Annotated in this window: 24 protein-coding genes; 12 read left to right on the forward strand and 12 right to left on the reverse strand. The window is 69.2% G+C overall.

Translation table 11 applies throughout. From position 1 onward, the window contains the following. Positions 1-7 precede the first annotated feature (7 nt). Positions 8-409, reverse strand: coding sequence for a hypothetical protein (locus tag ACFZBU_RS10530; protein WP_391583106.1), 402 nt, complete (start codon positions 407-409; stop codon positions 8-10). Positions 410-613: 204 nt separating this feature from the next. Between ACFZBU_RS10530 and ACFZBU_RS10535 the strand changes: the two genes are divergently transcribed. Beyond that, positions 614-1,546 carry a LysR family transcriptional regulator gene (locus tag ACFZBU_RS10535; protein WP_391583107.1) on the forward strand — a complete coding sequence of 311 codons (933 nt, stop codon included), beginning with the start codon at positions 614-616 and terminating at the stop codon, positions 1,544-1,546. A gap of 15 nt (positions 1,547-1,561) precedes the next feature. On the opposite strand, the gene ACFZBU_RS10540 is transcribed toward ACFZBU_RS10535, so the two are convergent. The 5 genes from ACFZBU_RS10540 to ACFZBU_RS10560 form a co-directional block, all read right to left on the reverse strand. Next, positions 1,562-1,999 (reverse strand): hypothetical protein, encoded by a 438-nt coding sequence (locus ACFZBU_RS10540; RefSeq protein WP_391583108.1) that lies wholly within the window; start codon positions 1,997-1,999, stop codon positions 1,562-1,564. Then, positions 1,996-2,412 (reverse strand): phage holin family protein, encoded by a 417-nt coding sequence (locus ACFZBU_RS10545; protein ID WP_391583109.1) that lies wholly within the window; start codon positions 2,410-2,412, stop codon positions 1,996-1,998. The genes ACFZBU_RS10540 and ACFZBU_RS10545 overlap by 4 nt, the downstream gene beginning before the upstream one ends. A 371-nt stretch (positions 2,413-2,783) precedes the next feature. Continuing rightward, entirely contained in the window at positions 2,784-3,290 is a 507-nt protein-coding gene (locus ACFZBU_RS10550; RefSeq protein ID WP_391583110.1) for a phosphatase PAP2 family protein, read from the reverse strand. 379 nt (positions 3,291-3,669) lie between these two features. Next, positions 3,670-4,065 carry a DUF2267 domain-containing protein gene (locus ACFZBU_RS10555; RefSeq protein WP_391583111.1) on the reverse strand — a complete coding sequence of 132 codons (396 nt, stop codon included), beginning with the start codon at positions 4,063-4,065 and terminating at the stop codon, positions 3,670-3,672. Between the two features lie 113 nt (positions 4,066-4,178). Continuing rightward, positions 4,179-4,613, reverse strand: coding sequence for an Hsp20/alpha crystallin family protein (locus ACFZBU_RS10560; RefSeq protein ID WP_391583112.1), 435 nt, complete (start codon positions 4,611-4,613; stop codon positions 4,179-4,181). A gap of 296 nt (positions 4,614-4,909) precedes the next feature. Here ACFZBU_RS10560 and ACFZBU_RS10565 point away from each other — a divergent pair, with 296 nt between their 5' ends. Together ACFZBU_RS10565 and ACFZBU_RS10570 are read left to right on the forward strand one after the other, a co-directional pair. Continuing rightward, complete coding sequence (locus ACFZBU_RS10565) at positions 4,910-5,362, forward strand: YbhB/YbcL family Raf kinase inhibitor-like protein (protein WP_391583113.1); 453 nt, start codon at positions 4,910-4,912, stop codon at positions 5,360-5,362. Positions 5,363-5,742: 380 nt separating this feature from the next. Next, positions 5,743-6,183 carry a VOC family protein gene (locus tag ACFZBU_RS10570; RefSeq protein ID WP_391583114.1) on the forward strand — a complete coding sequence of 147 codons (441 nt, stop codon included), beginning with the start codon at positions 5,743-5,745 and terminating at the stop codon, positions 6,181-6,183. A 204-nt stretch (positions 6,184-6,387) separates the two neighbouring features. On the opposite strand, the gene ACFZBU_RS10575 is transcribed toward ACFZBU_RS10570, so the two are convergent. Next, on the reverse strand, positions 6,388-6,915 hold the full coding sequence (locus tag ACFZBU_RS10575; protein WP_391583115.1) for a DUF488 family protein: 528 nt from the start codon (positions 6,913-6,915) through the stop codon (positions 6,388-6,390). Positions 6,916-7,831: 916 nt separating this feature from the next. Between ACFZBU_RS10575 and ACFZBU_RS10580 the strand changes: the two genes are divergently transcribed. Continuing rightward, positions 7,832-8,347, forward strand: a complete 516-nt coding sequence (locus ACFZBU_RS10580; RefSeq protein WP_391583116.1) for a hypothetical protein — start codon at positions 7,832-7,834, stop codon at positions 8,345-8,347. A 576-nt stretch (positions 8,348-8,923) separates the two neighbouring features. Here the strand turns inward: ACFZBU_RS10580 and ACFZBU_RS10585 are convergent. Beyond that, positions 8,924-9,223: a DUF6342 family protein gene (locus tag ACFZBU_RS10585; RefSeq protein ID WP_331769545.1), complete on the reverse strand. Its 300-nt coding sequence runs from the start codon at positions 9,221-9,223 to the stop codon at positions 8,924-8,926. 517 nt (positions 9,224-9,740) lie between these two features. Here ACFZBU_RS10585 and ACFZBU_RS10590 point away from each other — a divergent pair. The 6 genes from ACFZBU_RS10590 to ACFZBU_RS10615 all read left to right on the forward strand — a co-directional run bounded on the left by ACFZBU_RS10590 (position 9,741) and on the right by ACFZBU_RS10615 (position 16,319). Next, positions 9,741-10,985, forward strand: coding sequence for a PP2C family protein-serine/threonine phosphatase (locus ACFZBU_RS10590; protein WP_391583117.1), 1,245 nt, complete (start codon positions 9,741-9,743; stop codon positions 10,983-10,985). 390 nt (positions 10,986-11,375) lie between these two features. Further along, positions 11,376-12,179, forward strand: coding sequence for a sigma-70 family RNA polymerase sigma factor (locus tag ACFZBU_RS10595; protein WP_391583118.1), 804 nt, complete (start codon positions 11,376-11,378; stop codon positions 12,177-12,179). Positions 12,180-12,488: 309 nt separating this feature from the next. After that, positions 12,489-12,668 carry a DUF2795 domain-containing protein gene (locus ACFZBU_RS10600; RefSeq protein WP_391583119.1) on the forward strand — a complete coding sequence of 60 codons (180 nt, stop codon included), beginning with the start codon at positions 12,489-12,491 and terminating at the stop codon, positions 12,666-12,668. Between the two features lie 194 nt (positions 12,669-12,862). Next, positions 12,863-13,837, forward strand: coding sequence for an MSMEG_6728 family protein (locus tag ACFZBU_RS10605; protein WP_391583120.1), 975 nt, complete (start codon positions 12,863-12,865; stop codon positions 13,835-13,837). A 262-nt stretch (positions 13,838-14,099) separates the two neighbouring features. Further along, positions 14,100-15,758, forward strand: coding sequence for a catalase (locus ACFZBU_RS10610; RefSeq protein ID WP_391583121.1), 1,659 nt, complete (start codon positions 14,100-14,102; stop codon positions 15,756-15,758). A gap of 108 nt (positions 15,759-15,866) precedes the next feature. Continuing rightward, the gene (locus tag ACFZBU_RS10615; protein WP_391583122.1) at positions 15,867-16,319 is read left to right on the forward strand and encodes a DUF5709 domain-containing protein; all 453 of its coding nucleotides are present in this window, start codon (positions 15,867-15,869) and stop codon (positions 16,317-16,319) included. 190 nt (positions 16,320-16,509) lie between these two features. Here ACFZBU_RS10615 and ACFZBU_RS10620 read toward each other — a convergent pair whose 3' ends face one another. Beyond that, positions 16,510-16,821, reverse strand: a complete 312-nt coding sequence (locus tag ACFZBU_RS10620) for a hypothetical protein (RefSeq protein WP_391583123.1) — start codon at positions 16,819-16,821, stop codon at positions 16,510-16,512. A 289-nt stretch (positions 16,822-17,110) separates the two neighbouring features. Here ACFZBU_RS10620 and ACFZBU_RS10625 point away from each other — a divergent pair, with 289 nt between their 5' ends. Beyond that, positions 17,111-17,563 carry an ATP-binding protein gene (locus ACFZBU_RS10625; protein ID WP_391583124.1) on the forward strand — a complete coding sequence of 151 codons (453 nt, stop codon included), beginning with the start codon at positions 17,111-17,113 and terminating at the stop codon, positions 17,561-17,563. 155 nt (positions 17,564-17,718) lie between these two features. Continuing rightward, the gene (locus ACFZBU_RS10630; protein WP_391583125.1) at positions 17,719-19,533 is read left to right on the forward strand and encodes an alkyl/aryl-sulfatase; all 1,815 of its coding nucleotides are present in this window, start codon (positions 17,719-17,721) and stop codon (positions 19,531-19,533) included. A gap of 106 nt (positions 19,534-19,639) precedes the next feature. Here ACFZBU_RS10630 and ACFZBU_RS10635 read toward each other — a convergent pair whose 3' ends face one another. The 3 genes from ACFZBU_RS10635 to ACFZBU_RS10645 are packed head-to-tail and all read right to left on the reverse strand — an operon-like array spanning position 19,640 to position 24,091. Continuing rightward, positions 19,640-20,146, reverse strand: coding sequence for a hypothetical protein (locus tag ACFZBU_RS10635; protein ID WP_391583126.1), 507 nt, complete (start codon positions 20,144-20,146; stop codon positions 19,640-19,642). Continuing rightward, a complete protein-coding gene (locus ACFZBU_RS10640; RefSeq protein ID WP_391583127.1) occupies positions 20,143-22,947 on the reverse strand; it encodes a CHAT domain-containing protein in 2,805 nt (934 codons plus the stop codon). The genes ACFZBU_RS10635 and ACFZBU_RS10640 overlap by 4 nt, the downstream gene beginning before the upstream one ends. Beyond that, the gene (locus tag ACFZBU_RS10645) at positions 22,940-24,091 is read right to left on the reverse strand and encodes a hypothetical protein (protein ID WP_391583128.1); all 1,152 of its coding nucleotides are present in this window, start codon (positions 24,089-24,091) and stop codon (positions 22,940-22,942) included. The genes ACFZBU_RS10640 and ACFZBU_RS10645 overlap by 8 nt, the downstream gene beginning before the upstream one ends. Positions 24,092-24,139 lie beyond the last annotated feature (48 nt).

Genomic DNA, 24,139 nt, shown 5'->3' on the forward strand with positions numbered 1-24,139 from the left:
GGGCGCCCTACCCGTTCACGCAGGTGCGCAGGAATCGCGCCTCGCTCAGGTGCGACGTGCTCGGTATCGCACCCCACATGCGAGCACACCGATCGGTGGTGGGCTGGATGCCGGACCCGGTCAGCGCCGCACGCGACTGGCGGGCGTATTGGTCGGTCACGCGATTGCGTTCGTCGTCCTCACCTCCACATCCGGCCACGCCCACGAACGCCAGCGCGATCACCAGGGCGCGAACACGCCACCCCACACGCGTGATTGCCACGGCCGCGACAGGCAACCGGCCGATATGCAGTCCCGGCAGCCCCACCACGAGCCGCCGCACACTCCGCGAAAGGCTGCGTTCCTCCTTCACGAGGGCACAACTCTCGTACGCCCGAACAACATCGAGCCTGTCCATGCCCTGACGCATGACATTTCGCCTCATACTTCCCGGAACTCATGGGCAACCGCGGAAGCGGTGGCGCCCGTCCCCTCTGAGCGCCGCCGCCCGAACGACGTTAGGGCGAGGCCGGGCATACCACCAGCGACCGGATCTCATGGAACCCATGCGTCCCAGGAATGTATCGAGGAAGATGGCGACGACCCCGAAGACGATCACCCAGGCGGGACGGACATGTTCGAGATCGACGCGCTGCGGTTGCTCGTGACCGTGGCCGAGAGCGGGTCGTTCACGAAGGCGGCAGCCCGACTCAACTACACGCAGTCCGCGGTGTCCCGCCGGATCGCCACCCTGGAACAGCGGGCCGGTGGACCACTGTTCGAACGACTCCCTCGGGGCGTCCGGCTCAACCCCGCCGGCCGTACACTGCACCGCCACGCCGTCGAGGTGCTCGACCGCCTGTCGCGGGCGGAGCGGGAACTGGCCGCGCTGCACGCCGGACACGGCGGCTTCCTGCACGTGGGCGCGTTCGCCACCGCCAACATCTCGCTCGTCCCCACCGCCCTGCGGGCACTACAGGACGCCGAGCCGAGTGTCGAGATCGTCGCCGTCGAAGGGCCGACCGACACGCTGATCGAGCGCCTCGCGGACGGGACTCTGGACCTCGCCGTCGTCAGCGACTACCCGTCCGGTCTGCCCTCGGCCGACGGCGTCACAACGACGGTGCTGTGCGAGGACGAGCTGTTCGTCGCCCTCCCGCGCGGGCACCGCCTGGCCGGAGCCGAGACGGTCGACCTGCGTGAACTGCACGACGCGGCATGGCTCCAGAACGCGTACGGGGACCGTCCCACCATGCTCGCCGACGCCTGCGGCCGGGCGGGCTTCACCCCCAGGAAGATCATCCGGGTCGCGGAGTGGGCCGGGAAGTTCGGCTACGCGGCCGCCGGGCTGGGGGTGGCACTGGTCCCCTCGCTGGCCGCCCGGGCCGTCCCCGACGAACTCGTCCTGCGCCGCCTCACCGACCCGACCCTGCGCCGGACCGTACACGTGGCGCTGCCCACCGCGCCCCTACCGACAGCACTGAAACTGCGGGACCTGCTCCGCGAAGCCGTGACCCGACCCGTTGTCGACAGCGTTCGCCGAGCGCCGAGCCCGATCCGCCCGTAAGCGACCTTGAGTGCCTTACCGGCGCCTCCGGCTGCGGCGCAGCAGCACGAAGGCGGCGGACACGGCCACAGCCGCGATCAGAGCGGTGCGGTTGGCCTTTGCCATGGTCGCGGCCGTTTCGGCCTTCTCCCGGACCGGCTCGGGAGTCTTCTCGGCGGCGACGTGTCCGACGCGGGCCACACTGCTGCGAACGTGGGTGGCGGCGTGTGCCGCCTTGTCGAGGACCGGATCGGGGGTCTTGTCCTTGACCAGTTCGGTGGCCTGTGCCGCCTTCTCCCGGAGCCGGTCGGTGACGTGTGTGGCCTTCTCGGCGGTTTGTTCCTTGATATCGACCGCCTTCGTCTTGGCCTGCGCCTCCACCGTCCGGCCGAGCTCCTCGCGGGTGTGCTCGACCTGCTCGCGCAGGCGTTCGGGTGTGGGCGCGGAGTTCTCGTCCTGGGGCTGGTGAGTCATCGGTGTGCCTTCTCCTTGATCTCGGCGACGTCGGCCTTGACGCTGTCGATGGCCCGTTCGGGTACGGGGGTGCCGGCCTTGGCGATCTGCTTCTTCCCGGCGGCGGCCATTGCCCCGGCGACGGCCGCCAAGAGGGCGGCGGTGATCAGGGCCGAAGCCCACACCGGCAGGAGCAGGGCGAGGGCTGCGATCACGGTGACGACGAGAGCCTGCGCGGCCAGGATGCCGACCAAACCGGCGCCGCCGAACAGGCCGCCGCCCACTCCGAAGCGTTTGCCCTTCTGGGTCATCTCCGCCCGGGCCAGCTGCATCTCTTCGCGGACCAACTCGGAGATTTGCTGCGACGCTCGTGAGACGAGACTGCCCACCGACTCGTCGGTGCCGCTGCGGCCCGGCTGTCCAACGGTGCTCATGGCATCCTCACCTTCTTCCTCGTGCCTGGTGGAAATCAGCGCGATGGCGACCAACGGCCTCGCCCCCGGATCACCGCGCCGGCCGGCGGCCCGGGTGAGTACCGGTCGTACCTCCAATGGGCGCCTCGCGTTACGTTTCGCGGAGTCGATGCCGTTCAAGCACGGCAGCTACCCCGCAACCCGCCGGTCACTCACCGGCCGGCCGTCTCATCGCCGAGCCACGGATGGGGGCGGGGTCCCGGTCCACGGTCGTCGGGCAGCACTCCGCCTTGGCCACGCCACCGGTGGGAAGTCGAGGCGAGTAGGTCGTTTCGGTGGGCAGCCACCGGATGGCCACCTTGTAGGGATTCGTCACCGCGGGCGTTCAGCGCTCAGCCCCACCACACCGCCCCCGGGACCCATCGGCGCGGCAGCATGCGCGGGGTGTGGCGAACGAGCCAGGCGCCGGCGAGGCCGATGACGGCACCGGCGGCAACGTCGCTGGGATAGTGGGCGCCGGATTGCACTCGTTCGACGGCGACCATGGCGGCCGGCAGCGAGCACACCGCGGCCGCGCGCGGCCATGACGGGGCGACGGCGGCGGTGAACGCGACGGCGGCGGCCGTATGCCCCGAGGGGAACGAAGAGGAATCGGGACGGTCCTCGACCTCGTCGTGGGGAATCCACTCCTTCGGAGGGCGCGGACGGTCGACCACACGCTTGCCCACGCCGTTCGCCAGCACCTGCGCCACCACCAGCGCGGACAACCCCGCCGCCGCCGAGACACGCCCTCGCGACCCGCCCACCGCCGCCATCACCACCGCGGCGGCGCACCACAACTTCGAACTCTCCGCCGCCTCCTCCACCCCGGACAGAATCCGGCCCACCTTCGCAGGCACCCGCGACGCCACCCGCCGGGTCCAGACGCGATCGGCACCACCCAACCCACACGGCATCCTCATGACCGTGCGCATGTCCCCGACACGCCGCCCTACTCCTTCTTGCGGCAGTCCTCCTTCCTCCTTGCGGCCACGCCTCGCTCCCCGCCCGCGAATGCCTCTCCTCGCCGGTCGTCCCCATCGCGAGCCGTGTGGCCGATTCTCCCGAGTCGAAGCCCTGCCTCGAAACACCTTGCCCCCGGAAGCCGGCCCGGGAGTACCGCCTCGCCGGTTCCGGGGAGTTCCGGGGAGGAAGTGCTTCCTGCGGGCCCTCGCGGGTCCGGCCCGTCGAGGATGGCGGAAACAGCCCCAAGCGGCGTGTCGCGCTCCGCCGGCCAGCTCAGGTGTGTTGGGGGCGACCGAAGAGCAGGTCGTAGCCCGGCGGGAGTTGAAGCAGGATCCGGCGGGTGAGTTCCTCGCCCGCGGCGTCGGCGGCCACGCTCAGGACGGCACTGACGTCCCAGGCCGCGGTGCGTTCGGTGGCTCCCTCGATCCAGGCCGCGGTGGCCCGTACGAAGCGCTCGGGCGGGAGTGGTTCCGCGGCCTGAAGCGGGTTGAGAAGAACCAGGGCGAAGGTTTCCGGGAGCCGGGCGGCCAACTCGGCCCGCACCCCGCCCACCAGGTGCGCGCCGAGCAACGCCAGCACGGTCCGCGCGGCTCGCTCGGCTTCGCGCGGTGTGGCGTACTCGCCGCGTTCCTGTACCCGGTCGATGAACGCATCCCATCGCATGGCCACTGTGGTCCTTCCATGTCGTGGCACGAAGAACGGGGCATGATCAAGCGGGGGACGGAACCCGAGGGGCGGTGGATACCGTCCCCCGCCGTTCGCGCGGCCGGGGAGCCGACTCCTCAGCCCTCGATCCGACGACGCTCGGATTCCCCGCCGATCGCGATCCTGCGAGGCTTCGCGCGCTCGGCGATCGGGATGCGCAGCGTCAGCACCCCGGCCTCGTAGTCGGCCGTGATGCGCTCGGTGTCCAGGGTGTCGGCCAGGACCAGTTGGCGGGAGAAGACGCCCAGGGGCCGCTCGGACAGCTCCATCTGCGCGTCGTCCGCCTTGGCCACCGGCCGGCGCTCGGCCCTGACGGTGAGCATGTTCCGCTCCACGTCGATATCGATCGCGTCCTTCGCGACGCCGGGCAGATCGAGGGCGATCACGTACTCCCCGCCCTCGCGATAGGCATCCATCGGCATCGCCGAGGGCGTGGACCAGGTACCGGACATCCCGGTCAACTGCTGGGCGAGCCGATCGAGTTCACGGAAAGGATCGGTACGCATCAACATCTCGGAACACCTCCACGGGTCCGGCGGGAACCGCCGATCCGTTTCGTACGACACCTTTGTAACACGTCATCCAAACGATGACAAGCAGGATGTCATCGAAGGGATGACGACATGCGCGCCGCCGACGAGCCGCGCCCGACGGCCGGTTGTCCGCTTCGCTCGGACACCGTGTGGGCGCCGATCGCACATCCCCATCCGGAAACGAGCCCGGCGGTCCCGAACGTCGGCCCCGGGGGTGTGCGCCCGAACGGGCCAGTCGCCCGTTGGCACGCCGGAAAGCGGGTACCGCACCGCCCATGGCTGGTATCGCGCTCGGAAGCGCCGCTTTCACGGACCACACCCGCATCGCGCGCAGGTACGCGAAGGACGGCGAGAACGTATCGCCGCCGCTGACCTGGTCGGGAGTACCGGACGGCACTGCGGAGTTGGTGCTCCTGTGCGAGGACCCGGACGCCCCCGGCGGGACGTTCGTCCACTGGCTCGTCACCGGGATCGCACCCACGGACGGCTCCGTGGACGCCGGCGAGACACCGTCCGGTGGCACACCGCACAGGAACGGCTACGGCGACGCCGGCTGGGGTGGCCCACAACCCCCGATCGGCGACCCCGAACACCGTTACTTCTTCCGGTTGTACGCCCTTCCCGAGCCGGTTTCCCTGCCCGATGATCCGTCGGCCGACGACATCCACCAGGCCGTCGACGAACGGCAACTGGCGAGCGGCACCATCGTCGGCCTGTACCAGCGCTGACCGCGCACACCACGCGGAGCGGCTCCCACCCACCCGGAGCCGGCGGCCACAGCCGCGACGAGTTGACCGGTGTACCGCTACCGGGGCTGTCGGCGTCCGCACTGGACTTCGGCCTGTCCGGGCCGGTCGGCAGCCGGAAGAAGCCGGGCGCAAGGAGCACTGACGACGCGTGCGCGGCTGCCGGCGGCCGGCGTGAGCGGCCACCTGCGCCGCACGCACCCACCGTGGCGACACCTGGCTCGGGGGCCTGCTGCGGCGACGCCGAGGCGCGATCAAAATTTTTCGAAGTCGGCGGTCTGCGGATGTCGAGAACGTGCCACCGGCTCCGTCCCAGGGACATCAGCGGCCACCACCGGCCGCACGAAGAAGGAGAAACGGACATGGGGATTCAGCGGATGGACAACGTCGGCATCGTCGTCGAGGACTTGGATGCCGCCATCGCGTTCTTCGTGGAACTCGGTATGGAACTGGAGGGCAGGGCCGAGGTCCAGGGCCTGGTCGCCGACCAGTGCACCGGACTCGACGGCGTCCACTGTGACATCGCAATGGTCCGGACCCCGGACGGTCACAGCCGGCTCGAACTCGCGAAGTACCGCAGCCCCGCGGCGATCAGCGCGGGGCCGCGCAACCAGCCGCACAACATCCTGGGCACGCACCGCGTCATGTTCGCCGTGGACGACATCGAGGACACCGTCGCCCGCCTGCGCCCGCACGGCGCCGAACTCGTCGGTGAGATCGCCCGGTTCGAGGACAGCTATCTGCTCTGCTACCTCCGCGGCCCGGAGGGCATCATCGTCGGACTGGCCCAGCAACTGCACTGAGACGGAGAAACCCGAACGAACCATCCGGCCGACCGAGATCACCGCGGTGCACGAGACGTCTTGGGTACTGGCGGGAGGATGCGCCCCCGGCCGGCGGTTCGCTCCGTGGGTGCGGCCGCCGGGTCGGTGACGGTCGTCCCGGTGGTGGCGACGCAACCCGGCACCCTCTCCCGTCCCGGCCGCGCTCTCCGGGGCGTGCCGATCTCAGGACCGCGGCGGGTAGGTCAGGTGTCCGTCCCGGACGACGGCGTGCTGGTTCAGTACGGCCGGCCTCGCCGTCGTGGGCGACATGATGTCCACCACTTGCACGCCCTCGACAAGCAGCGCATCGGTGATCAGCCTGCGATGGCAGCGCCACGGCACCGCCTCGCTGCACATGATCGCCGGCCGTTCGTGTCCGGCGAGGTCGAGTAGTTCGTTGAGCCCTTCCCTGAAGTCGTCGCCCGCCATGTAGTCGGCGTAGTCACGGAAGGCCTTGACGCGCCAGGCACCGTTCACGCTCGGGACGCCCTTGGGGGTGTTCCGCCGGCCGCCCAGCTTCGGAATCCACCGGTATCCGATATCGGGAGGAAGAGCCTTGACGATCGCCTCTCGGCTCCATTGCGGGAATCTTTTCGAGGACGGGAACGAGCGCACGTCGACCAGGCAGGTGATCTCGTAATTGCGCAACATGTCCAGCACCTCGCCGAAGTCACGCGTCGAATGCCCCACCGTGCAGATGCGGTTCCTCATCCTGCCTCCTCACACCTTTCACTCGGTTGGCCTGCCCCTTCGAGCCGTCCCCGAAGACCTTTCGGACCCTTGCCCGAAGCACGACCGCACATCCTCGGCGAACCCGCCCCCGGGCGGCCGATCGAGGCGCCGAGGGGGCGATCCTCTCCGGCCCCCACCGTCCCGGGCGGCCACCGGACCGGGACCACCTACCACGCCCTCCGGAAATCCCGGCGTCGCACCGCACACCTTGTGCGGGACTCGACGGTCCCGGCCGCGCCCCGCCCGCCCGAGCGACCCGTTGCGCCGGCGTTCGTCCGCGCCGTCGACGGTGATCGATGCACTGTGCTGTACGGTCTCGCGTCCCGGTCCTGGACACGGACGCCACTACTGCGCGCGGGCCCGGTGCGGTGGACCCCCGAATGAGCGGCCGAATGAGCGGCGCGGACGCGACACCACGTGTAGGCAGCAGAGTGGCGTGCGCGATGCCCGGCGCTTCAGGACTTCATGTACGGCCTGCCGGCGAAAACGGGCACATGATCGCGTGGCCGCCGGGGCGGTGCATTGTCCGGTCGCCGAATAGCCGACACGTGTCACCGCGATCTGCCATGATCGAATTCTTGACTTCGATTGTCGGGAGCTCGAAGATCGCCGACGCCCGGTGATATCGGCACCGTTCGATCGGAAGAACAGAAACATCGAATCGGCATTGACTATCACCGAGAGACTTGGTTCACTCTGGCTCCGGCGACAGCGGAACGCGTAACCGCTATTCGGTGCATCGAACCTTCAATGGCGAAGCCTGTCCGATGTCATGGCGAGCAGTACCGCGACGCGTCGACCGATACTCACGATCAACCCCGTGTCGGGGGTATCCCCATCCACCTCGGCCGTGACCCACACACGGGGCATCGCACCGACCCGCGGGAGGTACGTTATGTTCGCGACCAGACTTCGAGCCCTCGGCGCGCTCGGCGCGGCGGCGGCGACCACCGCTGTTCTCGCCTTCGCCGGCACCGCCTCTGCGGGCGGACCCGTGGCCACGACCTACACCTGCCTCGACACGACCATGGGCGTCTCGTATCCCGGTATCACCGGCGTCCTGACGACCTCCCCGACCCACAAACTCCGGATCCAGACCACTTGGAACGTCCCCGCCTACGTTCAGAACCAGCTCTACACCACCGCGAGGCTGGAATCGGCGGGCGGGCCCGTGGTATTCGCAGGGGGTCTGAACACCGATTCACCCGTCGAGATGGGGCCGCTGCCCAAGACCTCCGGCACGATCTCCCCCGGGGCGATCCTCAGCACCCCGTTCGCGACAGGCCCGACGCCGACGATCCCCGGGCCGACCAATTGGAGCCTGCGGGTCGACTTCTCGGCGGTCTCCGGCATACCGGGGCACTATGTCTACTGCGTTCTGACGGGCCCGATGGTCTCGCTCGCGTATTGATCCGGCCCCGACGCCCCCGCGATGGGTACACCGAGGACCTCGTGTGCGCGGTGTTGCGCCGACCGGGCCTCGCGCAGGCCGTCCCGGCCCCAACCCAGCAGGCCGGGTGCGTAGGGCGAGTTTCGGCTTCGGCGCAGCAGCAGCAGTCTCGGTCCGCGGTGCAGCAGTACGTGCACGTCGACCGGACATCCGGTTCCGGGGCGGGCGACGGGTTTCAGGTGACGACCCTTCGTGATTCGGTTCGTTGTCTCGCCCGGGACGCGATCCTTGCCGCCCCGGGTGGGTTCGCCGTGGACCGACCGGACGTCCCGTCAAGGAAACGATCCACTCTGCGAACACCCGCCTTTCGCAGGCGACTTCGTCACACACGAAGCGACGAGGGCGGACGGTGGGGGTGGCGGCGAGCGTTGCTGCCGCCACCCCCACGCGCCTTCGGGTGCGTTGGAACACCCTCGCTTGGTTCATGCCCTTCCGGGCCTCATCGCCGGCGAGGTCGCCGCGTGACGACGACCGACCCGGTGGGTCGCTCCGGCCGTCGCGCTCGGTGTTGCCGGCTCGGGGCGGACGTGTCGTTTCCTAGTACGACAGGTCCGTCTGGTCCGTGAACACCTTGCCGCGGATGTGCAGGTTTCCCTCGGAGTCGAGGACCGCGATGATCTTCTTCGCGGAACCGTGGTGGGTGGTGAAGTAGATCTTGTCCGCCTCCTGGGAGGAGGAGTAGTTCGTGTTCACCGACAGTTCGATGCTCACCGGCGAGCTGATGAGCACGTCCTTCTTGTCCGTACCGGGGTAGACCTGGTTCTCCCGCAGCTTGATCCGGGCGTGGGTGTCGCCCTCGTCCCAGTCCGATGCCTGTCCGAGATCGATGTCCGTCATGAGGCTTCCTCTCATGTCCCCGGCGGCCGTGTCCCCTCTCGCGGGCTGCGATCGTTCCACATGCGAAGCCCGACGGGACGCGCCCGCCCTCCAGTGAAGAGCCTTGCCCGGCCCGGGTGGAGCCGTTGCGTCCCGGGCCGAGCACGAACGTACCCATGCGGGTCCCCGCGCGGTACCGGACTGCACATGTTTGGCTCAATTGCTTGATATCAGCTGCTTTTTGGTCAACTCGACGTGTATTGACACGTGTCGCATACGGACGCAGGCCGTACCGCGCACCCCGCGTCGCCACGACGCCCGCCCCGGCGGCTCACGCCCACGGGCGGCGGCACCTCGCGCGGCGTTCCTCGTCGGGTCGAGCCGCGGCCGGCTCGATCGCCATGGCCCGGCAGGCACCCGTTACTCCGTTGGAGTGGTCCGCCGGGAAGCGGAAGCCCGTAGGCGGGTCGGGCCGGGTGGAGGCGGCGAAGATTGCGCGAGGAACGCGCGTGGGCGCAGACGACGGGAGGGGGCGACCGTGCCGGAAGGTGACCAGCGGCCCGGGAAGGGCGAGGTGGACCGCTCGGAAGGATTCGGGGAACGGCTGCTGGGCAAGCTGCTCGACCGGGCGCACGAGATGCCGCCGCAGTTGATCGCTCCTTTGATCGCGGAGGAGGTCGCCGGTGTCGGTGGCCGCGACGTCTCGATCCTGTTGCAGGATTACGCGCGGGAGCTGCTGGTGCCGCTGCCGGGTCGCGGACTGCTGATCGGCGATCCGGAGGAGATCGGTGACTCGCCTGCCGGTACGGCTTTCCTGCGTGCCTCGGCGCTGGAGGTCGAGCAGAGCGACGGCGTACGGATGTACCTTCCGCTCCTCGACGGCAGCGACGAGGTGGGAGTGATGGCGCTGACCCTGGACACCGTCGACGAAGACGACCGGCGGCTGCTGCGGCGGCTCGCCGGTCTGGTCGCCGACATGCTGGTCACCAAGCATGCCTACACCGATCAGTTCTTCCAGGCCCGGCGCCGCGAGGCGATGAGTGTGGCCGCGGAGATGCAGTGGTCCCTGTTGCCGCCGCTGACGATGTCCGTGCCCCAGGTCGCGGTGGGCGCGGCCGTCGAGCCCGCGTACGGAATCGCCGGCGACAGCTTCGACTACGCCCTCAACGACAACATCCTGCACGCGGCCGTGATCGACGCGATGGGCCACGGTTTGGACGCCGCCACCATGGCAACGGTCGCCATCGGCGCCTACCGGCACGCCCGACGCGCCGACATCGGGCTGGACCGGATGTACGCGTTCATGGACCGGGCCATCACCGAACAGTTCGGGATCGACCACTTCGTCACCGCGCAGATGGTGACCCTGGATGTCACCACCGGCTTGCTGCGCTGGGTCAACGCCGGTCATCCCCCTCCCCTGTTGATTCGTGGAAACCGGGTGATCGAGCATTTGGAGGGCCCGACCACCCTGCCGGTCGGCCTCGGCGGCGAGCCGCCTGCGGTCAGCGAGATCCGGCTCCGACGCGGCGATCGGGTGCTGTGCTACACCGACGGCGTGGTCGAGGAAAGGGACGCCGAGGGAGAGCCGTTCGGCGAGGAACGGCTCATCGACTGCGTCAACCGGTGCGCGGACGTCGAAGGCGGATTGCGCGCCGGCGCACTCCGGCTCTCCGCCGCCCTGAAACAACAACGCGGTGGACGCACCAGCGACGACGCGACGCTCTTCATGATCGAATGGCGCGGCGGCACGGCCGGCCATCTCGCCTTCTCCCCCGAGTGACCCGGCCGACGCCGACCAAGGTGGGCAACGAGTCGGATGCGTCTTGTGAACGGACGTCCGCGACCGACCCCGCGCGTCCTTCGGTGCGACGCCCACCCTCTCGGCCGTGCCACCGAGAAGTACCGATCCATGTGTGTTTCCCTGAGATCGTCCCTGTGACCACGAGGCCGGCGGGAACGCGACACGGCGGCGTCCGAGGGCTGCCGTGTAAAGGGCCGCGTCCCCGCCGACCCTCGTGTGACCGGCGAGCGCCCACCCCGGCACGGGTGGTGTGGGCGGGCCGGGCCGTGGAAGGCATCGAGGGTGGCCCCGCCCCGGGCCACCCCCGTGTCCGACCCCGTCCGCACCCCGGGCACCCGGCGCACACAATCCCCGGAGGCCAGCCCAGCCATGACCGGTCCTCGCACCGACACCGAGCCCGACGTCACCCACCTGCGCGCGGCCACCGACCGAGACCTCACCCGCCTCGCCACCCTGCAAGCGGGCACGTTCGCGCACGCGCGACTGCGCAACGAGATCATCGAGAACAACCTCAATCTCGTCACCCACGCCTGCAACCGCTACACCCACCGCGCCGACCTGCGCGAAGACCTGCGCCAGGTCGCCGCGATCGGCCTGATCAAGGCCGTCGACGGCTACCGCCCCGGCCACGGCGCCGGGTTCCTCGCCTACGCGATGCCCACCATCTCCGGCGAGTTGAAGCGCTACTTCCGCGACCACACCTGGGCCGTCCACGCCCGCCGCGGCGAACAGGAGTTGTACCTGCGCCTCGTGCGCGCCCGCGACGACCTCTCCATCCGACTCGGGCGCGAACCCGACCACACCGAACTCGCCGCCCACCTCGACATGGACACCACCGAGGTACGCATGGGCCTGAATCTGGGGGCGGCCCTGCGCGCCGACTCCCTGGACGCGCCCCCGCCCGGCGGCAACCCCGGCGACCGCCCGGGATCCGGATACGACCTGTGCGGGGAGTCCGACCCCGCCTTGGACCTCGTCGACAACCTCCATTCACTGCGTCCCCTGATCGCGGCGTTGGACGAACGCGACCGGCGCATCCTCAAACTCCGCTTCTGGGACGACCTCACCCAAGCCGAGATCGGCAAGGCCCTCGGCCTCTCCCAGATGCACGTATCCCGTTTGCTCACCCAGGCCTTCGCCGCCCTGCGCGCGGGCATGCTCGCCCCGACCTGAACCCCCGTGCCCGCGGCCCCCGGACAGGGCGAAGGCGCCTCCGAGGGCAAACCGGCGGCCACACCCGTCACGGCGACACCGGTACTCACCCGGTTTCCGGCACCGGATGCGGCGCTCGCCCGCGCGCGGGATTCGGTCGGGAGGCGGTAGGGAAAAAAAGAGGTCATCGTCGGATCTGCCGGTACGAGAGGTCGGATGATCATGACCGGACAAGCCCGCGCGCCCGAGTCCGCGCGACGATCGCATGGGTCGGTACAGGTTCGAGGCCTCGCAGGGGCAGCGCCTCCGGTCGGGGCGGTGTTGTGCGCTTTGAGGGGCGTCTCGTATCCGGCCCGTCCCGGGCAACTGGCCGAGCACGCCGCACACAACCGGGCCGGACGAGAGATCGTCGACGCCCTGCGGACCCTGCCGCCGCGCGCCTATGAGGGACCCAACCAGGTCTGCATGGCACTGTATGGCCGATTCTGCCAAGTCGAAGCCGTCCTGTGAACGTTTTGTCCCGATACCCGGCGCAACGGGGGAGGGCCGTTCGCGCGAACGGTTCCCGGCCGGGGCCAACCGCCCCGGAGGACCTCGCCTCCGGTTCGACCGACCTCGCCGACCGTCGACCGGAGTTCGCGCCGGAGCCGGCTTCGCCGTGCCAAAGCGGGTACACACCCTCGGTTCCCGCGAAGGAGGCACGTGTGCAGACGTTCTTGCCGGTCCCCGGCTTCGAGGCGACGGCGCGGTCACTCGACGACCGCAGGCTCGGCAAGCAGCGGGTGGAGACCTTCCAGATCCTGCGGGCGCTGGTGTGGCCGACCTATGGCTGGAAGCACCATCCGGCGGTCGCGATGTGGCGGGGATTCGTTCCGGCGCTGGTCTGCTACGGACTGTCGATGTGCGCCGAATGGACCCGTCGCGGGTTCCGGGACACGGTGTCCGCACAACTGCTCGAATTCACCGGCGGACGCGTCCCGTACCGACCCGATCTGTATCGCGACGGCCTGCTTCCGCCGTGGCTGGGCGAGGAGGCCCTCCACGCGAGCCACCGCTCCGTGCTGGTGGCCAAGGACGAGGAGTACTACCGGGGACGATACGAACCGGATCCGCCCGCCGACCTCCCGTACGTCTGGCCCCTCCCGCGTTACCCCCGGTGGCCGATGCCGGTCGGGACCGCACGCGCGCACGAGTTCACCCCCGCCCTGCACGCCCTGGGCCGGGACCGGGCAACCGCACCGGAACGGGAGGCGTTCCAGGCGATCGCCGCAGGCCACGACTTCGAGGCGGACGCCTCCGGCGCACAGGGGCGCGACCTCGCGCTACTCGCCGGCCTGTCCCGGCCCGGGCCGACGATCTGGTTCACGGGCGCGCCCCTTCCGGACGCGGACCGGGCCACGGACACCGACGCGGTCACAGCCGCGCCGGGCGCGTCCGTCCCCGATGACGACGACACCGCAGCGGGCCGAAAATCGATCGCCCGCACCCCGGATGCCGCCGCCCGCCGGGCCATGCGCGCCCAGGCACGCTCACCGGTACGCGTTCGCTTCCTACGGCCGGACCAGCCGATCGTCGACCGGTGGGGTCGACCGGGCCTGCTCGTCGTGGACCACGTCGACATTCCGGATCGGGTCGCCCGACCCGAGGGCGTACCGATCCTGCGCCTGCGGCCGACGTGATGCGGACGCCACGGACGGCGCCCACCGGCGGGCGCACGCGGGCCGAACGTTGCGTCGGCGTCCGCGGGCGCTCACCTCTACGACCCTCACCGCCGACCCACACGCCGATCACCGGAGGCGATGTCGAGGCGTGATTGGAGAACCCATTTCCCGGGTAGCGCGAGCGAACGATGGGTGCGGGCGTGTCTTGGCCGGCAGTCGACCTTCCGCGGATCGAACCCACTGCGAACGTCCACACCGCACGAAGGGGATCGGCGACACCATGACAGACGTCTCGAGCAAAGGGTCCACGGGCAACGACCCTCGCGAGGTACTGACCAACCGGCAAGGGCACCCGGTATACGACAACCAGAATCAGCGGACCGTCGGAGCGCGCGGGCCGGCGACACTGGAGAATTACCAGTTCCTGGAGAAAATCAGCCACTTCGATCGCGAGCGTATCCCCGAGCGGGTGGTGCACGCGCGGGGCACCACCGCGTACGGCTACTTCGAGGCCTACGGCGCGTGGGGTGACGAGCCGATCTCGCGTTTCACCCGCGCAAAGCTGTTCCGGGAACGGGGCAAGCGCACCGACGTGGCGGTGCGCTTCTCGACGGTCATCGGTGGGCGGGACTCCTCGGAGGCGGCGCGCGACCCGCGCGGGTTCGCGGTGAAGTTCTACACCGAGGACGGCAACTGGGACCTCGTCGGCAACAACCTCGCGGTGTTCTTCATCCGTGACGCGATCAAGTTCCCCGACGTCATTCACGCGCTCAAGCCGGACCCGGTGACTTTCCGCCAGGAACCGAACCGCATCTTCGACTTCATGTCGCAGACACCCGAGAGCATGCACATGCTCGTCAACCTCTTCAGCCCCCGCGGAATCCCGGCGGACTACCGGCACATGCAGGGGTTCGGCGTGAACACCTACAAATGGGTGAACACGGCGGGCGAAACGGTTCTGGTGAAGTACCACTGGATGCCCAAGGTCGGCGTCGGCAGCATGACCGGGGCCGACGCCGCGAACGTACAGGCCGATGAACTGGGACACGCCACCAAGGACCTTCGGGACGCGATCGAGCGCGGTGACCACCCCGAGTGGGAACTGCTCGTGCAGATGATGTCCGACGACGAGCACCCGGAGCTCGACTTCGATCCGCTCGACGACACGAAGGTCTGGCCGGAAGAGGACTTCCCGCCCCGGCCGGTCGGCCGCATGGTGCTCGATCGCAACGTGCGGAACGTCTTCGCCGAGAACGAGCAGATCTCCTTCGGCACCGGCGTCCTCGTCGACGGCCTCGACTTCTCCGACGACAAGATGTTGGTGGGACGCACCTTCTCGTACAGCGACACCCAGCGCCACCGGGTCGGCCCGAACTACCTCCAACTGCCCGTCAACCAGGCGAAGAACGCCGCGGTACGAACGAATCAGCGCGACGGGATGATGACGTACCACGTGGATGGTGGCCAGGAGAACCCACACATCAACTTCGAGCCGTCCATCCACGGTGGTCTACGCGAAGCCGAGTACCCCACGACGGACGAACAGGGGCCGACGATCACGGGGAGGGTAACGCGCCGGCGGATCCCCCGCACCAACGACTACAAGCAGGCAGGACAACGTTTCCGGATGCTGGAGCAGTGGGAGCGCGACGACCTCGTGCTCAACCTGTCCACACAGCTCGCCCAGTGTGAACGCGACGTCCAGGAGCGGATGGTCTGGCACCTTCTGCTGGTGGAGGACGAACTGGGTCGACGTGTCGGCGAGGCGTTGGGCATCGGCGCGGACGATGTCACGCACCTGGAACCGCTGGCGAGTCAAGACTTGACCGAAGAGGATCGCAACCGCCTCGAGAAGCTCGGTCGCAACGGTCCGCGCGACATCGAGGGCCTGTCGATGACACATTGCGTGCCGAACAAGCGCGCGACGGTGAATCGCTGAGCCGAACGCCTGAAACAGCGGCGTCGCAGGAGTGTCCCGGCAGCTCCGCAGCCCCTGGCACCCGGAACCGCTCGGCCGGACTACAGCACGTGGACAGGAGCATGGCACATGTCGGACGAAGCGCGCGGCGACGACGTCTACCAGCCGGACAACGCCGACATCGACAACGGACCCGACGACGAGCTCGACTTGGCGAACGCGCTCGACGAACCGGACCTCGACGACATCATGGACACGAGCTATTCGCCGCCGGAACGCCCCTTCGGGGCCGAAGAGTTCGGTACGACAGCAGAAGAGCAGTCGACGGGCGAGCCGTTGGACCGGCGTTTGGCCCGCGAACGGCCGGACGTCGAACCGGAGGCCGGTGACGGCATCGGCGACTTGCCGGACGCCGCCGGAGAGGTGCGGGACGACCAAGCTGCCGGAGAGCGCCGAACCGGGCGCCTCCTCCAGGACGACGAACCCACCGGTTCGGCTCACGACGTCGGAATCGACGGCGGCGCGGCTTCCGCCGAGGAGGCGGCCGTGCACACCCTCCCGGACGAGTGGGATGAGGAATAGAGATCGACGGAACTCGTCCATCTCCCGGGCGGCCACACGGGCGCCACCGCACGCGCTGTCCGCCGCACCCACGGCGTACGTACACGGAGTTTCGGCGAGTGGACGAACGTCGCGGCGCGGGCGCATGTCGGAATCGGGCTCGGGTGGACGGTCGGCGGTCTGCGCATCATCGTGCGCAGACCGGTCGCGCCTACCGTGACCGGTCTGCGCCGTCCAGCATGCGCAGCACCGCGCGTTCCATCGGCCCGCGGGTGGCCAGGTCACCGAAAACCGTCCCGTCGCCGAGTCGGCCGAGGGCGCCGGCAACGGTGATGCCGCGTTCGTGGCAGTCGAATACGCGGGGGTCGATGTACGAGGCGCGCGCCACGGCGGGGGTGTTGCCCAGGTAGTCGGCCACTTCGCGAATCACCCTCGTGCGTGCGCGGCGTCGTGCGGTGGGCGAGTCGGCGACCGCGCCGGAGACCGCCAAGCCCACGGCGGCGAGCACGGTGGCGTGGCGCATACCCGGGCGCCGCGCCGGCAAAGATCGGCTGCCCTCCCCCGCCGCGCTCATGCACATCCCGCGGTCACCGGCGTCAATCGGCATTTCGGATGGACCGCAGGGACGGGTGGCCGAGTGAACGAGAAGGGCCGACGCTGCCGGTGGAAGGGCTCGGTCGCAGACGGGCGAGGGCGACATCGCGCCACCCACTTCGGCCCCGCCAGACCCGCGAACGGGGTACAAAAGACGAACACGACGGCGCCGACGCTTCCCGACGGCGGAGCCGTCCCGTTCCGGTGCGGGGAGGGTGATGGAGTCAGACCACGGCATATCGGTGCCCGAGGTACCCATGGTCCCGCCGTCACCTCCGACCACGTCCAGCGGCCGGATCGCCTTGGACGGCGGCCCCGGGACCGCCGCCCGTGCGCGTCGGGCGGTGCGCGCGTTCATGGATCCGCGGGCGGGCGCGATCCGCGCATCGGCCGGCACGGTGGAATTGATCGTCAGCGAACTCGTCACCAACGCGGTACGGCACGCCCCCGGTCCGTGCGTCCTGGAAATCGAGGACGTCGACGGCGAGGTGCGCGTGACGGTCCACGACACCAGCCCCGAACATCCCGTGCGACGAGCCGGCGACGCGTACCGACCCAGTGGGCACGGCCTGGAACTCGTCCGATCCCTCAGCACCCATCTGCTCGTCGTGGACCACCATGACGGCAAAGCCGTCACCGCCCGCATCCGTTACGCCGACGGACCCCGGTGAGCGACCGGAGGAAGAAGCCGTAACCATGCGGCCGGCCGGTCGGCCGGCCGGTCGGTCGGATTCGGGCGGGACCCGACCGCTGCGGTTGTCGGAACGCTGGGGAAAGTGGTTCTCCGTGCGGATTCAAGCTCCTCATTTTGGACATTTTGCCTTGCATGATTGAGCTGCCGTTCGATGACGAGACCGATTTCCGGAACGCCGACCGCGGGTTTCTCGCGGCCCTGACACCCGGAGTCGTCAAGACCGCCGAGGGCCGGGTGGTGTGGGACAACGATGTGTTCGCGTTCCTGGACGAGGACTGTCCCGACACGGCGAACCCTTCGCTGTGGCGACAGTCCCGGCTGTGCGCGAAGCAGGGCCTGTACGAGGTGACCGAGGGCATCTATCAGGTCCGGGGCCTGGATCTGTCGAACATGACACTGGTCGAGGGCGACCGCGGGGTGATCGTCATCGACCCGTTGGTCTCCGCCGAACCCGCGGCGGCGGCGCTGGCGTTGTACCGCGAACACCGCGGCGAGCGCCCGGTGACCGCGATGATCTACACGCACTCGCATGTCGACCACTTCGGCGGGGCCACCGGAATCATCCCGCCGGACAACCCGGACGGCATCACGATCCTCGCGCCGGCCGGATTCCTCGAACACGCGGTGGCGGAGAACGTGTACGCGGGCACCGCGATGGCCCGCCGCGGCGTCTACCACACCGGTGCGGTGCTGCCGAAATCCCCGACCGGGATGATCGGCACCGGGCTCGGCCAGACCGCGTCGACGGGAACGACCGCGCTGATCCCACCCAATCGGGACATCACCCGTACCGGACAGGAAGAGACCCTCGACGGGGTACGGATCGTCTTCCAACTCACCCCGGGCACCGAAGCGCCCGCGGAGATGAACTTCCACTTCCCCCAGCGTCGCGCACTGTGCCTGGCGGAGAACGCCACCCACAACCTGCACAACGTCCTGACCCTGCGCGGCGCCGTGGTGCGCGACGCCCGGGTGTGGGCCCGCTACCTCGCCGAGGCCGTCGAACTGTTCGCCGACACCACCGACGTGGCCTTCGCCTCGCACCACTGGCCGACCTGGGGCCGCGAGCACATCGTGGCGTTCATCGAGGAACAACGGGACCTGTACGCCTACCTGCACGACCAGACCTTGCGCATGCTCAACCAGGGTCTGACCGGCATCGAGATCGCCGAACGGTTCGAGGTGCCGCCCGGGCTCGCGAGGAGGTGGCACACGCGCGGCTACTACGGCTCGGTCTCGCACAACGTCAAGGCGATCTACCAGCGGTACATGGGCTGGTTCGACGGCAACCCCGCCCACCTGTGGCAGCATCCCCCCGTCGAGGAGGCCACCCGTTACGTCGCCTGCATGGGCGGCATCGACGCGGTTCTCGGCCTGGCCGAGCACTACGCGCAGACCGACGACCTGCGGTTCGCCGCGACGCTGCTGAGTCACGCGGTATTCGCCGACCCAGACCACACCACCGCGAAGACGGCGTTGGCCGACGTACTGGAGAAGTTGGGCTTCGGCGCGGAGTGCGGCACCTGGCGCAACTTCTACCTGACCGGCGCGAGGGAACTGCGCGAGGGCGTCACCCCGACGCCCTTCGGGATCACCGCCGGCATGGTCGCAGGCCTGTCGAACGAGCAGGTCTTCGACTCCCTCGCCATCCGCGTCGACGGCCCCAAGGCGTGGGACGTTCGCCTGACCATCGACTGGGACTTCACCGACACCGGCGACCGCCACCGCACCACCCTGTCCAACGGCGCCCTCGTCCACCACGCGCGGACCGATCGCACGACCGGCTCGGCGGACGCCACCCTCACCCTGACCCGGCCGCAGTTGTTCACACTCGTGACGAGCGGCGTCGCCGAGGGAATCGCCACCGACGGCGACGCCGGAATCCTCGCGCGCCTGCTGGACGTACTGGACCAACCCGACCCCGGCTTCACCGTCGTCACACCCTGACCGCACGACGAGTCGCGACCCGGGCGACCCACTCCCCGGTCTCGGCGTAGCGGGCGTAGCAGAAAGCCGGGCGCCCACAACGGATCCGGTACGAAGGACCGGAACGTCACTGCTGAGGCGGCCCGTTCCACAACCGGACCACCGTAGCGGCCAGTTCCTTCAGAAGGCCGGCGCGCGCGGCCGCCTTCGTTGCCCGGAACTCGAACTCCGACTTCCCGTCCTTGCGTTTGATCCGCACATCGATCTTCGTCTGCAGCCACCCCACCACTCCGGCCAGAACCACCACTGCGGGCACGGCCAGGTCGGTACCGAGCCGGGTATCCGACGGCGGCTCCGCCACCACGGCCCGCACCACGTCGGCGGTCGCGGGGTCCTCTACCAGGAGGACGAGGAGCCTGCGTGCGGCCGCGTACTGGTCGACCCCGTTCAGGTCCGCGGCCTCCGTGCCGTTGTGCCCGCCGGCTTCCAGCAGGGCGGCCAACAGGGCCTCGGCCTCGTCCCTGTCCATGGGTCGGGCCTCGGGTGCCACATCGGCGGCGAGATCCTCGGTCACCTCCTGTAGGGCCAGGATCAGCGAGCGCTCATCGAGTTCGGCAATCACAGCTGCGGTCACGTGTGCCTCCAGACACCGAACAGAGCCAGTGCGGCCCAGTGATAGGGGTGGGTCTCCCAGTGGCCGCCGGGCTGCCGCATCATGGCGCGCTGGGCCTGCCACAACGCCCGCCATGGCGGCTGCCCCGGCGTGACCGGGTCGTCGCTGAGCAGAAGGCGGTAGAAGTCCGCGAAGAGTCGGCGCGAGCTCGTGTCGTCGACGTCCCACAACGTGGCGACGACCGTGCGCACTCCGGAGTGCAGGAGTGCTTGGACGACGGCCTCCAGATAGCCCGTGCTCTGTGCGTCCCAACGCGCGGTCGAACATGCCCGCAGCGTCAGCAGGTCGAGCCGCAGGCCCTCCCGCGCCAGCCGGCGGGCCGTCAGCAAGTGGTCCAGCCTGGTCTGCACGTCGACGGTGTACGGGTGCCGGGTCGGGCGCTGCCCGTCGTACGAGAAGAGTAGTCCCGAGTCCAGTGGCTCGGTCGGATCGAACCAGCCGTGCCCGGCCAGATGTGCGATCGAGGCGCCTCGGAGCCCGATGGCCACCACGTCCGGTGTCGCCCGGATTCCCGTGTCGCCGACCACAGACCGGCCGCAGCTCGTGACAAGTTCGGCGTCGTGCTCGAGCCGGCCGGGCTCGGGGTCGTCACGGTCCGCCGTCCCCGCGACGTACACCGTGGAGCTGCCCCTCGCCGGCGGTAGATCGGCGAGTCTGAGCAGTATCGTGGCGCTGGTGACCTGCACGACGGCGTGTCGCTCCGCCAGCGGTCGGTCCTCGCCGGGTAGCGGCAGCGCGTGAAGCGGCAGATTGTGCAATGTGCCGCAGGCGGCAACACACAGCAGTTGCCTGCCTGTCACATGTGGCAGGAAGGCAAGGAGACCGTCGGCCAATTCCTCGAAAAAGGCCAGACTGCGTTTCCACGGCCGACGGGCCGGCAGCGGTGCCTGCGGCGGGAACGCCTCCGGATCGCCGTCGAAGGCACGGCGCAGCCGCTCCGCTGCCTGGCGCAGTGTCTGCTCGGTCAATGGGGTCCGTACGGCGGTGAGTCGGTCCGTCGCCGGTACGTACGTGAAGATCGTGACGACATGGTGGCCGCAGAAGTACGACACGAAGGCGCACTCGGCGGCGTCCGGGTGGTTTCGGAGATATCTGCGCAGCGCATGAAACCTCGCTGGAACGGGCGACTCGCGGCCGGTGCCCCCCGTCCAAGTCTTGTATTCCTCGTGCAGGTCGAAAGCCAGTTCCAGTGGGGATTCGGCAGTGCCGGGAAGGCGGAGTTCGTCTCCGTGGTCGAGAAGCAGGTCGAGGAGTGATTCGTACACACCTCGGTGCAGCGCCACCCGAGCGGGCCAATCCTGTGTGCTCCGACGTTGCGACGGCACCCGTACCAGCCGCTCGCGGGCCTCCCATAGTGCATCGAAGGCGTCCTGACGGGCCGGGGCGTGCTCGGTCCACCGCATCAGAGTGCGGGCCAGGCGCTCCGTCGCCAGAAGCCCCATCTGCACGGATGGTGACTGCTGCGAGCCCTGGGCGGTGAGTTCGCGCAGTATCGCGACTGCGTCCGCGTGCCGTCCGGCTTGCTCGTGCCGAGACGCGTGCGCCAGCCCGAACAGCAGCCGTGAGGTCCCGGAGGCGAAAAGGTCGGGGCGGGTGTCCCGAAAGGCGTCGGCGGTGGTCAGCAGTAGGTCCCCGGCCGCGCCCATGTGCTCGGCGCGGGTCACCACCAGGGACATGCCCTCCTCCATGACATACGTCACGGCGCTCATGGACTTCACCAGCGCTTGGAAGTAGGCCTTGGCGGCCTCGTTCTCGTTTCCCGCGTCGCGGGCCAGGTCTCCGATGCCGATCAGGGCGTAAACCGCGCTCAGCCCTTCGTTACCCTCGTCTTCGAGAAGTCGCAGCGCCCGCTCGTAGCAACTTCGTGCGGCCTTCGGTTCGCCCGCCCCCCCGTAGGCATGGCCGAGGTTGTTCAGCGCACCGACCAACCGACCTCCGTTCACCTCGACATGGGACAGTGCCCGGCGGGCCTCGCGCACACTTTCCCGAATCAGGCCCGCCTTCTGGTACGAGGCGGCGAGAGCGGTGCGTGCCTGGTATTCGGCCTCCGAGTCGCCGCAGGCCCGCGCCGCCTCGATCGCCTGCCCGAAGGAGAATCTGGCCTGCTCGTACGCAGCGTTGTCGTCACACAGCAGACCACGCAAAAAGTGGCGGTTGGTCTGCAGTTGCATGACCAGCGCGTCGTCCCCGGACGCGATCGCGGTCCCCGGACCGAAAGCGACCTTGTCGAGCAGCGCCAATGCTTCCTGGGCCCGCCCCGCCGACCGAAGGGCGCCGGCCAGGTGCATCCGCAGTGCCGCGATCCTCGGTACGCCACCCGGACCGGATGGCGGCATCGCGTCGGCCCGTCGCAGCACCGCGAGCGCGGCGTCCAGTGCGCCGAGTTCGCTCAACTCCCTGGACTCCCGCTCCAGTTGCTCGCGGGGGTCATCGCTTGGATCCCGGTATCCCGACGGTCGGGGTCCGTCACCCCGCCGCGCCATGGTGGTGATCCGCTCAAAGGCGTACGTCAGGGCGGCGTGCAGGCCCTCGACCGTACCTTTGTGGAATTCTGCGAGGGCGGCTTCCTCCGGGCGGCCCGCGGCCTTCAACCCGATGCACAGACGGTCCAGTTCACGCAGCAGCACATCGGGGTCGAAACGTCCGGCGGCCCTGGTCAGCAGGCCTTCCGCGTGCCGGACCGACATCGCGGACAACAGTGCCCGGGCCAAGTCGCGCTCGCCCCGGTCCTCGCCACTCTCGGACCTCGGCAGCTCATCCACGGTCGAGATCCGCCGGATCGCCGGCGCCGACCGTGCGCATGGCGAGCCGCACGTCTTCGCGGTCCGTCTCGTCGGCCGCGGTGGCATAGGCGCGCCCGAAGTGGTGCCGGCTGAGGTCCTGCGCGCCCAGGATCCAGTAGAACTGGGCCACATGGAAGTGGACGAGGTGATCTGCCGATGGATCTGTGGCCCACTCGTCGGTCAATCTGCGTGCCTCGGCGTAGTCGCCCATGTGGTAGACGGCGGAGACAAGATCGAAACGGTAGTCGTGATTGGTGGGAGATCTTTGTACTTCCAGACGAAGTTCCTCCACGGCATTCCGGTCACCGGCGAACGCCCGCCGTCCGACCTCACGCAGCCGCTGCGCCCGTGACTCCGCGTGCTGCGCTTGCATGGGATCGGTGTGCCACTCCCGGACGGTGGCCAGCAGTGTCGAATGGGGGGCCACCCTCTCCAGTTCCAGGAGGACATCGTTGAATTCGGGCGAGAAACCTTCGGCCGCGATCAGCGCAGCCGCCAGGATCTCGAGCGCGTCCGGGTCGTCGGCGGCCGCACGGCGCACTTGTCGTGCCGCCTCGAGGAAGTCCCTGCTGGTGACACCGCTGCCGGGAACCTGCACCAGGCTGCTGAGCAGTCGTGCCAACTCCTTGAGTTCTTCCGCGGACGCCAGACCCCGCTCGAACCGCTCCCGGATCGCGGCAACCCGTAGTTCCAGATATCGCACCTGCCTGGCCGTGTCTTGTCGAGCATCTTCCAGTTCGGCGATCCGCCGCTCGACCAGTTGCCGTCCCTGGGGGTCGATGCCGGACCGGCCGCGGCACGCCTCCAGTGTGCGGGCGCACTCGTCGGCACGGCCTGCCATCAGATGACTGGTGGCGAGATTCAGATACGCATACGCAAAGTCGGGTCGGCGCTCGATCAACGTGCGCCACACGCGCTCCGCGTCGTCTTTGCGTCCGAAAGCCAAGAGCGCGGCCGCGTATTGATTCACGGCCGACGAATCGCCCGGCGCGGCTGCGTCGGCCAGCTGCCGCAATGCTTCCGCCTGTTCCGCTTCGGGACGGTGGCCCTGTAACGCCGCGATCGGATCTCCGGGCAGCTTCGGCCCGTCAAGTAACAGCGACCAGTTGAGTCCGTCGTGCATGAGCCCTCCCCCGTAGGCCGAGGCCGGACTGCGCCTCGTATGACAACG

Origin of the sequence: Embleya sp. NPDC008237 (assembly GCF_042956465.1) — a bacterium.
Lineage (GTDB): Bacteria > Actinomycetota > Actinomycetes > Streptomycetales > Streptomycetaceae > Embleya.

Excerpts from the sequence above, each read along its gene's own strand:
- ACFZBU_RS10530 (WP_391583106.1), bottom strand. The coding sequence starts at position 409 with ATGCGTCAGGGCATGGACAGGCTCGATGTTGTTCGGGCGTACGAGAGT.
- ACFZBU_RS10535 (WP_391583107.1), top strand. The coding sequence starts at position 614 with ATGTTCGAGATCGACGCGCTGCGGTTGCTCGTGACCGTGGCCGAGAGC.
- ACFZBU_RS10540 (WP_391583108.1), bottom strand. The coding sequence starts at position 1,999 with ATGACTCACCAGCCCCAGGACGAGAACTCCGCGCCCACACCCGAACGC.
- ACFZBU_RS10545 (WP_391583109.1), bottom strand. The coding sequence starts at position 2,412 with ATGAGCACCGTTGGACAGCCGGGCCGCAGCGGCACCGACGAGTCGGTG.
- ACFZBU_RS10560 (WP_391583112.1), bottom strand. The coding sequence starts at position 4,613 with ATGTTGATGCGTACCGATCCTTTCCGTGAACTCGATCGGCTCGCCCAG.
- ACFZBU_RS10565 (WP_391583113.1), top strand. The coding sequence starts at position 4,910 with ATGGCTGGTATCGCGCTCGGAAGCGCCGCTTTCACGGACCACACCCGC.
- ACFZBU_RS10570 (WP_391583114.1), top strand. The coding sequence starts at position 5,743 with ATGGGGATTCAGCGGATGGACAACGTCGGCATCGTCGTCGAGGACTTG.
- ACFZBU_RS10575 (WP_391583115.1), bottom strand. The coding sequence starts at position 6,915 with ATGAGGAACCGCATCTGCACGGTGGGGCATTCGACGCGTGACTTCGGC.
- ACFZBU_RS10580 (WP_391583116.1), top strand. The coding sequence starts at position 7,832 with ATGTTCGCGACCAGACTTCGAGCCCTCGGCGCGCTCGGCGCGGCGGCG.
- ACFZBU_RS10585 (WP_331769545.1), bottom strand. The coding sequence starts at position 9,223 with ATGACGGACATCGATCTCGGACAGGCATCGGACTGGGACGAGGGCGAC.
- ACFZBU_RS10595 (WP_391583118.1), top strand. The coding sequence starts at position 11,376 with ATGACCGGTCCTCGCACCGACACCGAGCCCGACGTCACCCACCTGCGC.
- ACFZBU_RS10610 (WP_391583121.1), top strand. The coding sequence starts at position 14,100 with ATGACAGACGTCTCGAGCAAAGGGTCCACGGGCAACGACCCTCGCGAG.
- ACFZBU_RS10615 (WP_391583122.1), top strand. The coding sequence starts at position 15,867 with ATGTCGGACGAAGCGCGCGGCGACGACGTCTACCAGCCGGACAACGCC.
- ACFZBU_RS10620 (WP_391583123.1), bottom strand. The coding sequence starts at position 16,821 with ATGCGCCACGCCACCGTGCTCGCCGCCGTGGGCTTGGCGGTCTCCGGC.
- ACFZBU_RS10625 (WP_391583124.1), top strand. The coding sequence starts at position 17,111 with ATGGAGTCAGACCACGGCATATCGGTGCCCGAGGTACCCATGGTCCCG.
- ACFZBU_RS10630 (WP_391583125.1), top strand. The coding sequence starts at position 17,719 with ATGATTGAGCTGCCGTTCGATGACGAGACCGATTTCCGGAACGCCGAC.
- ACFZBU_RS10645 (WP_391583128.1), bottom strand. The coding sequence starts at position 24,091 with ATGCACGACGGACTCAACTGGTCGCTGTTACTTGACGGGCCGAAGCTG.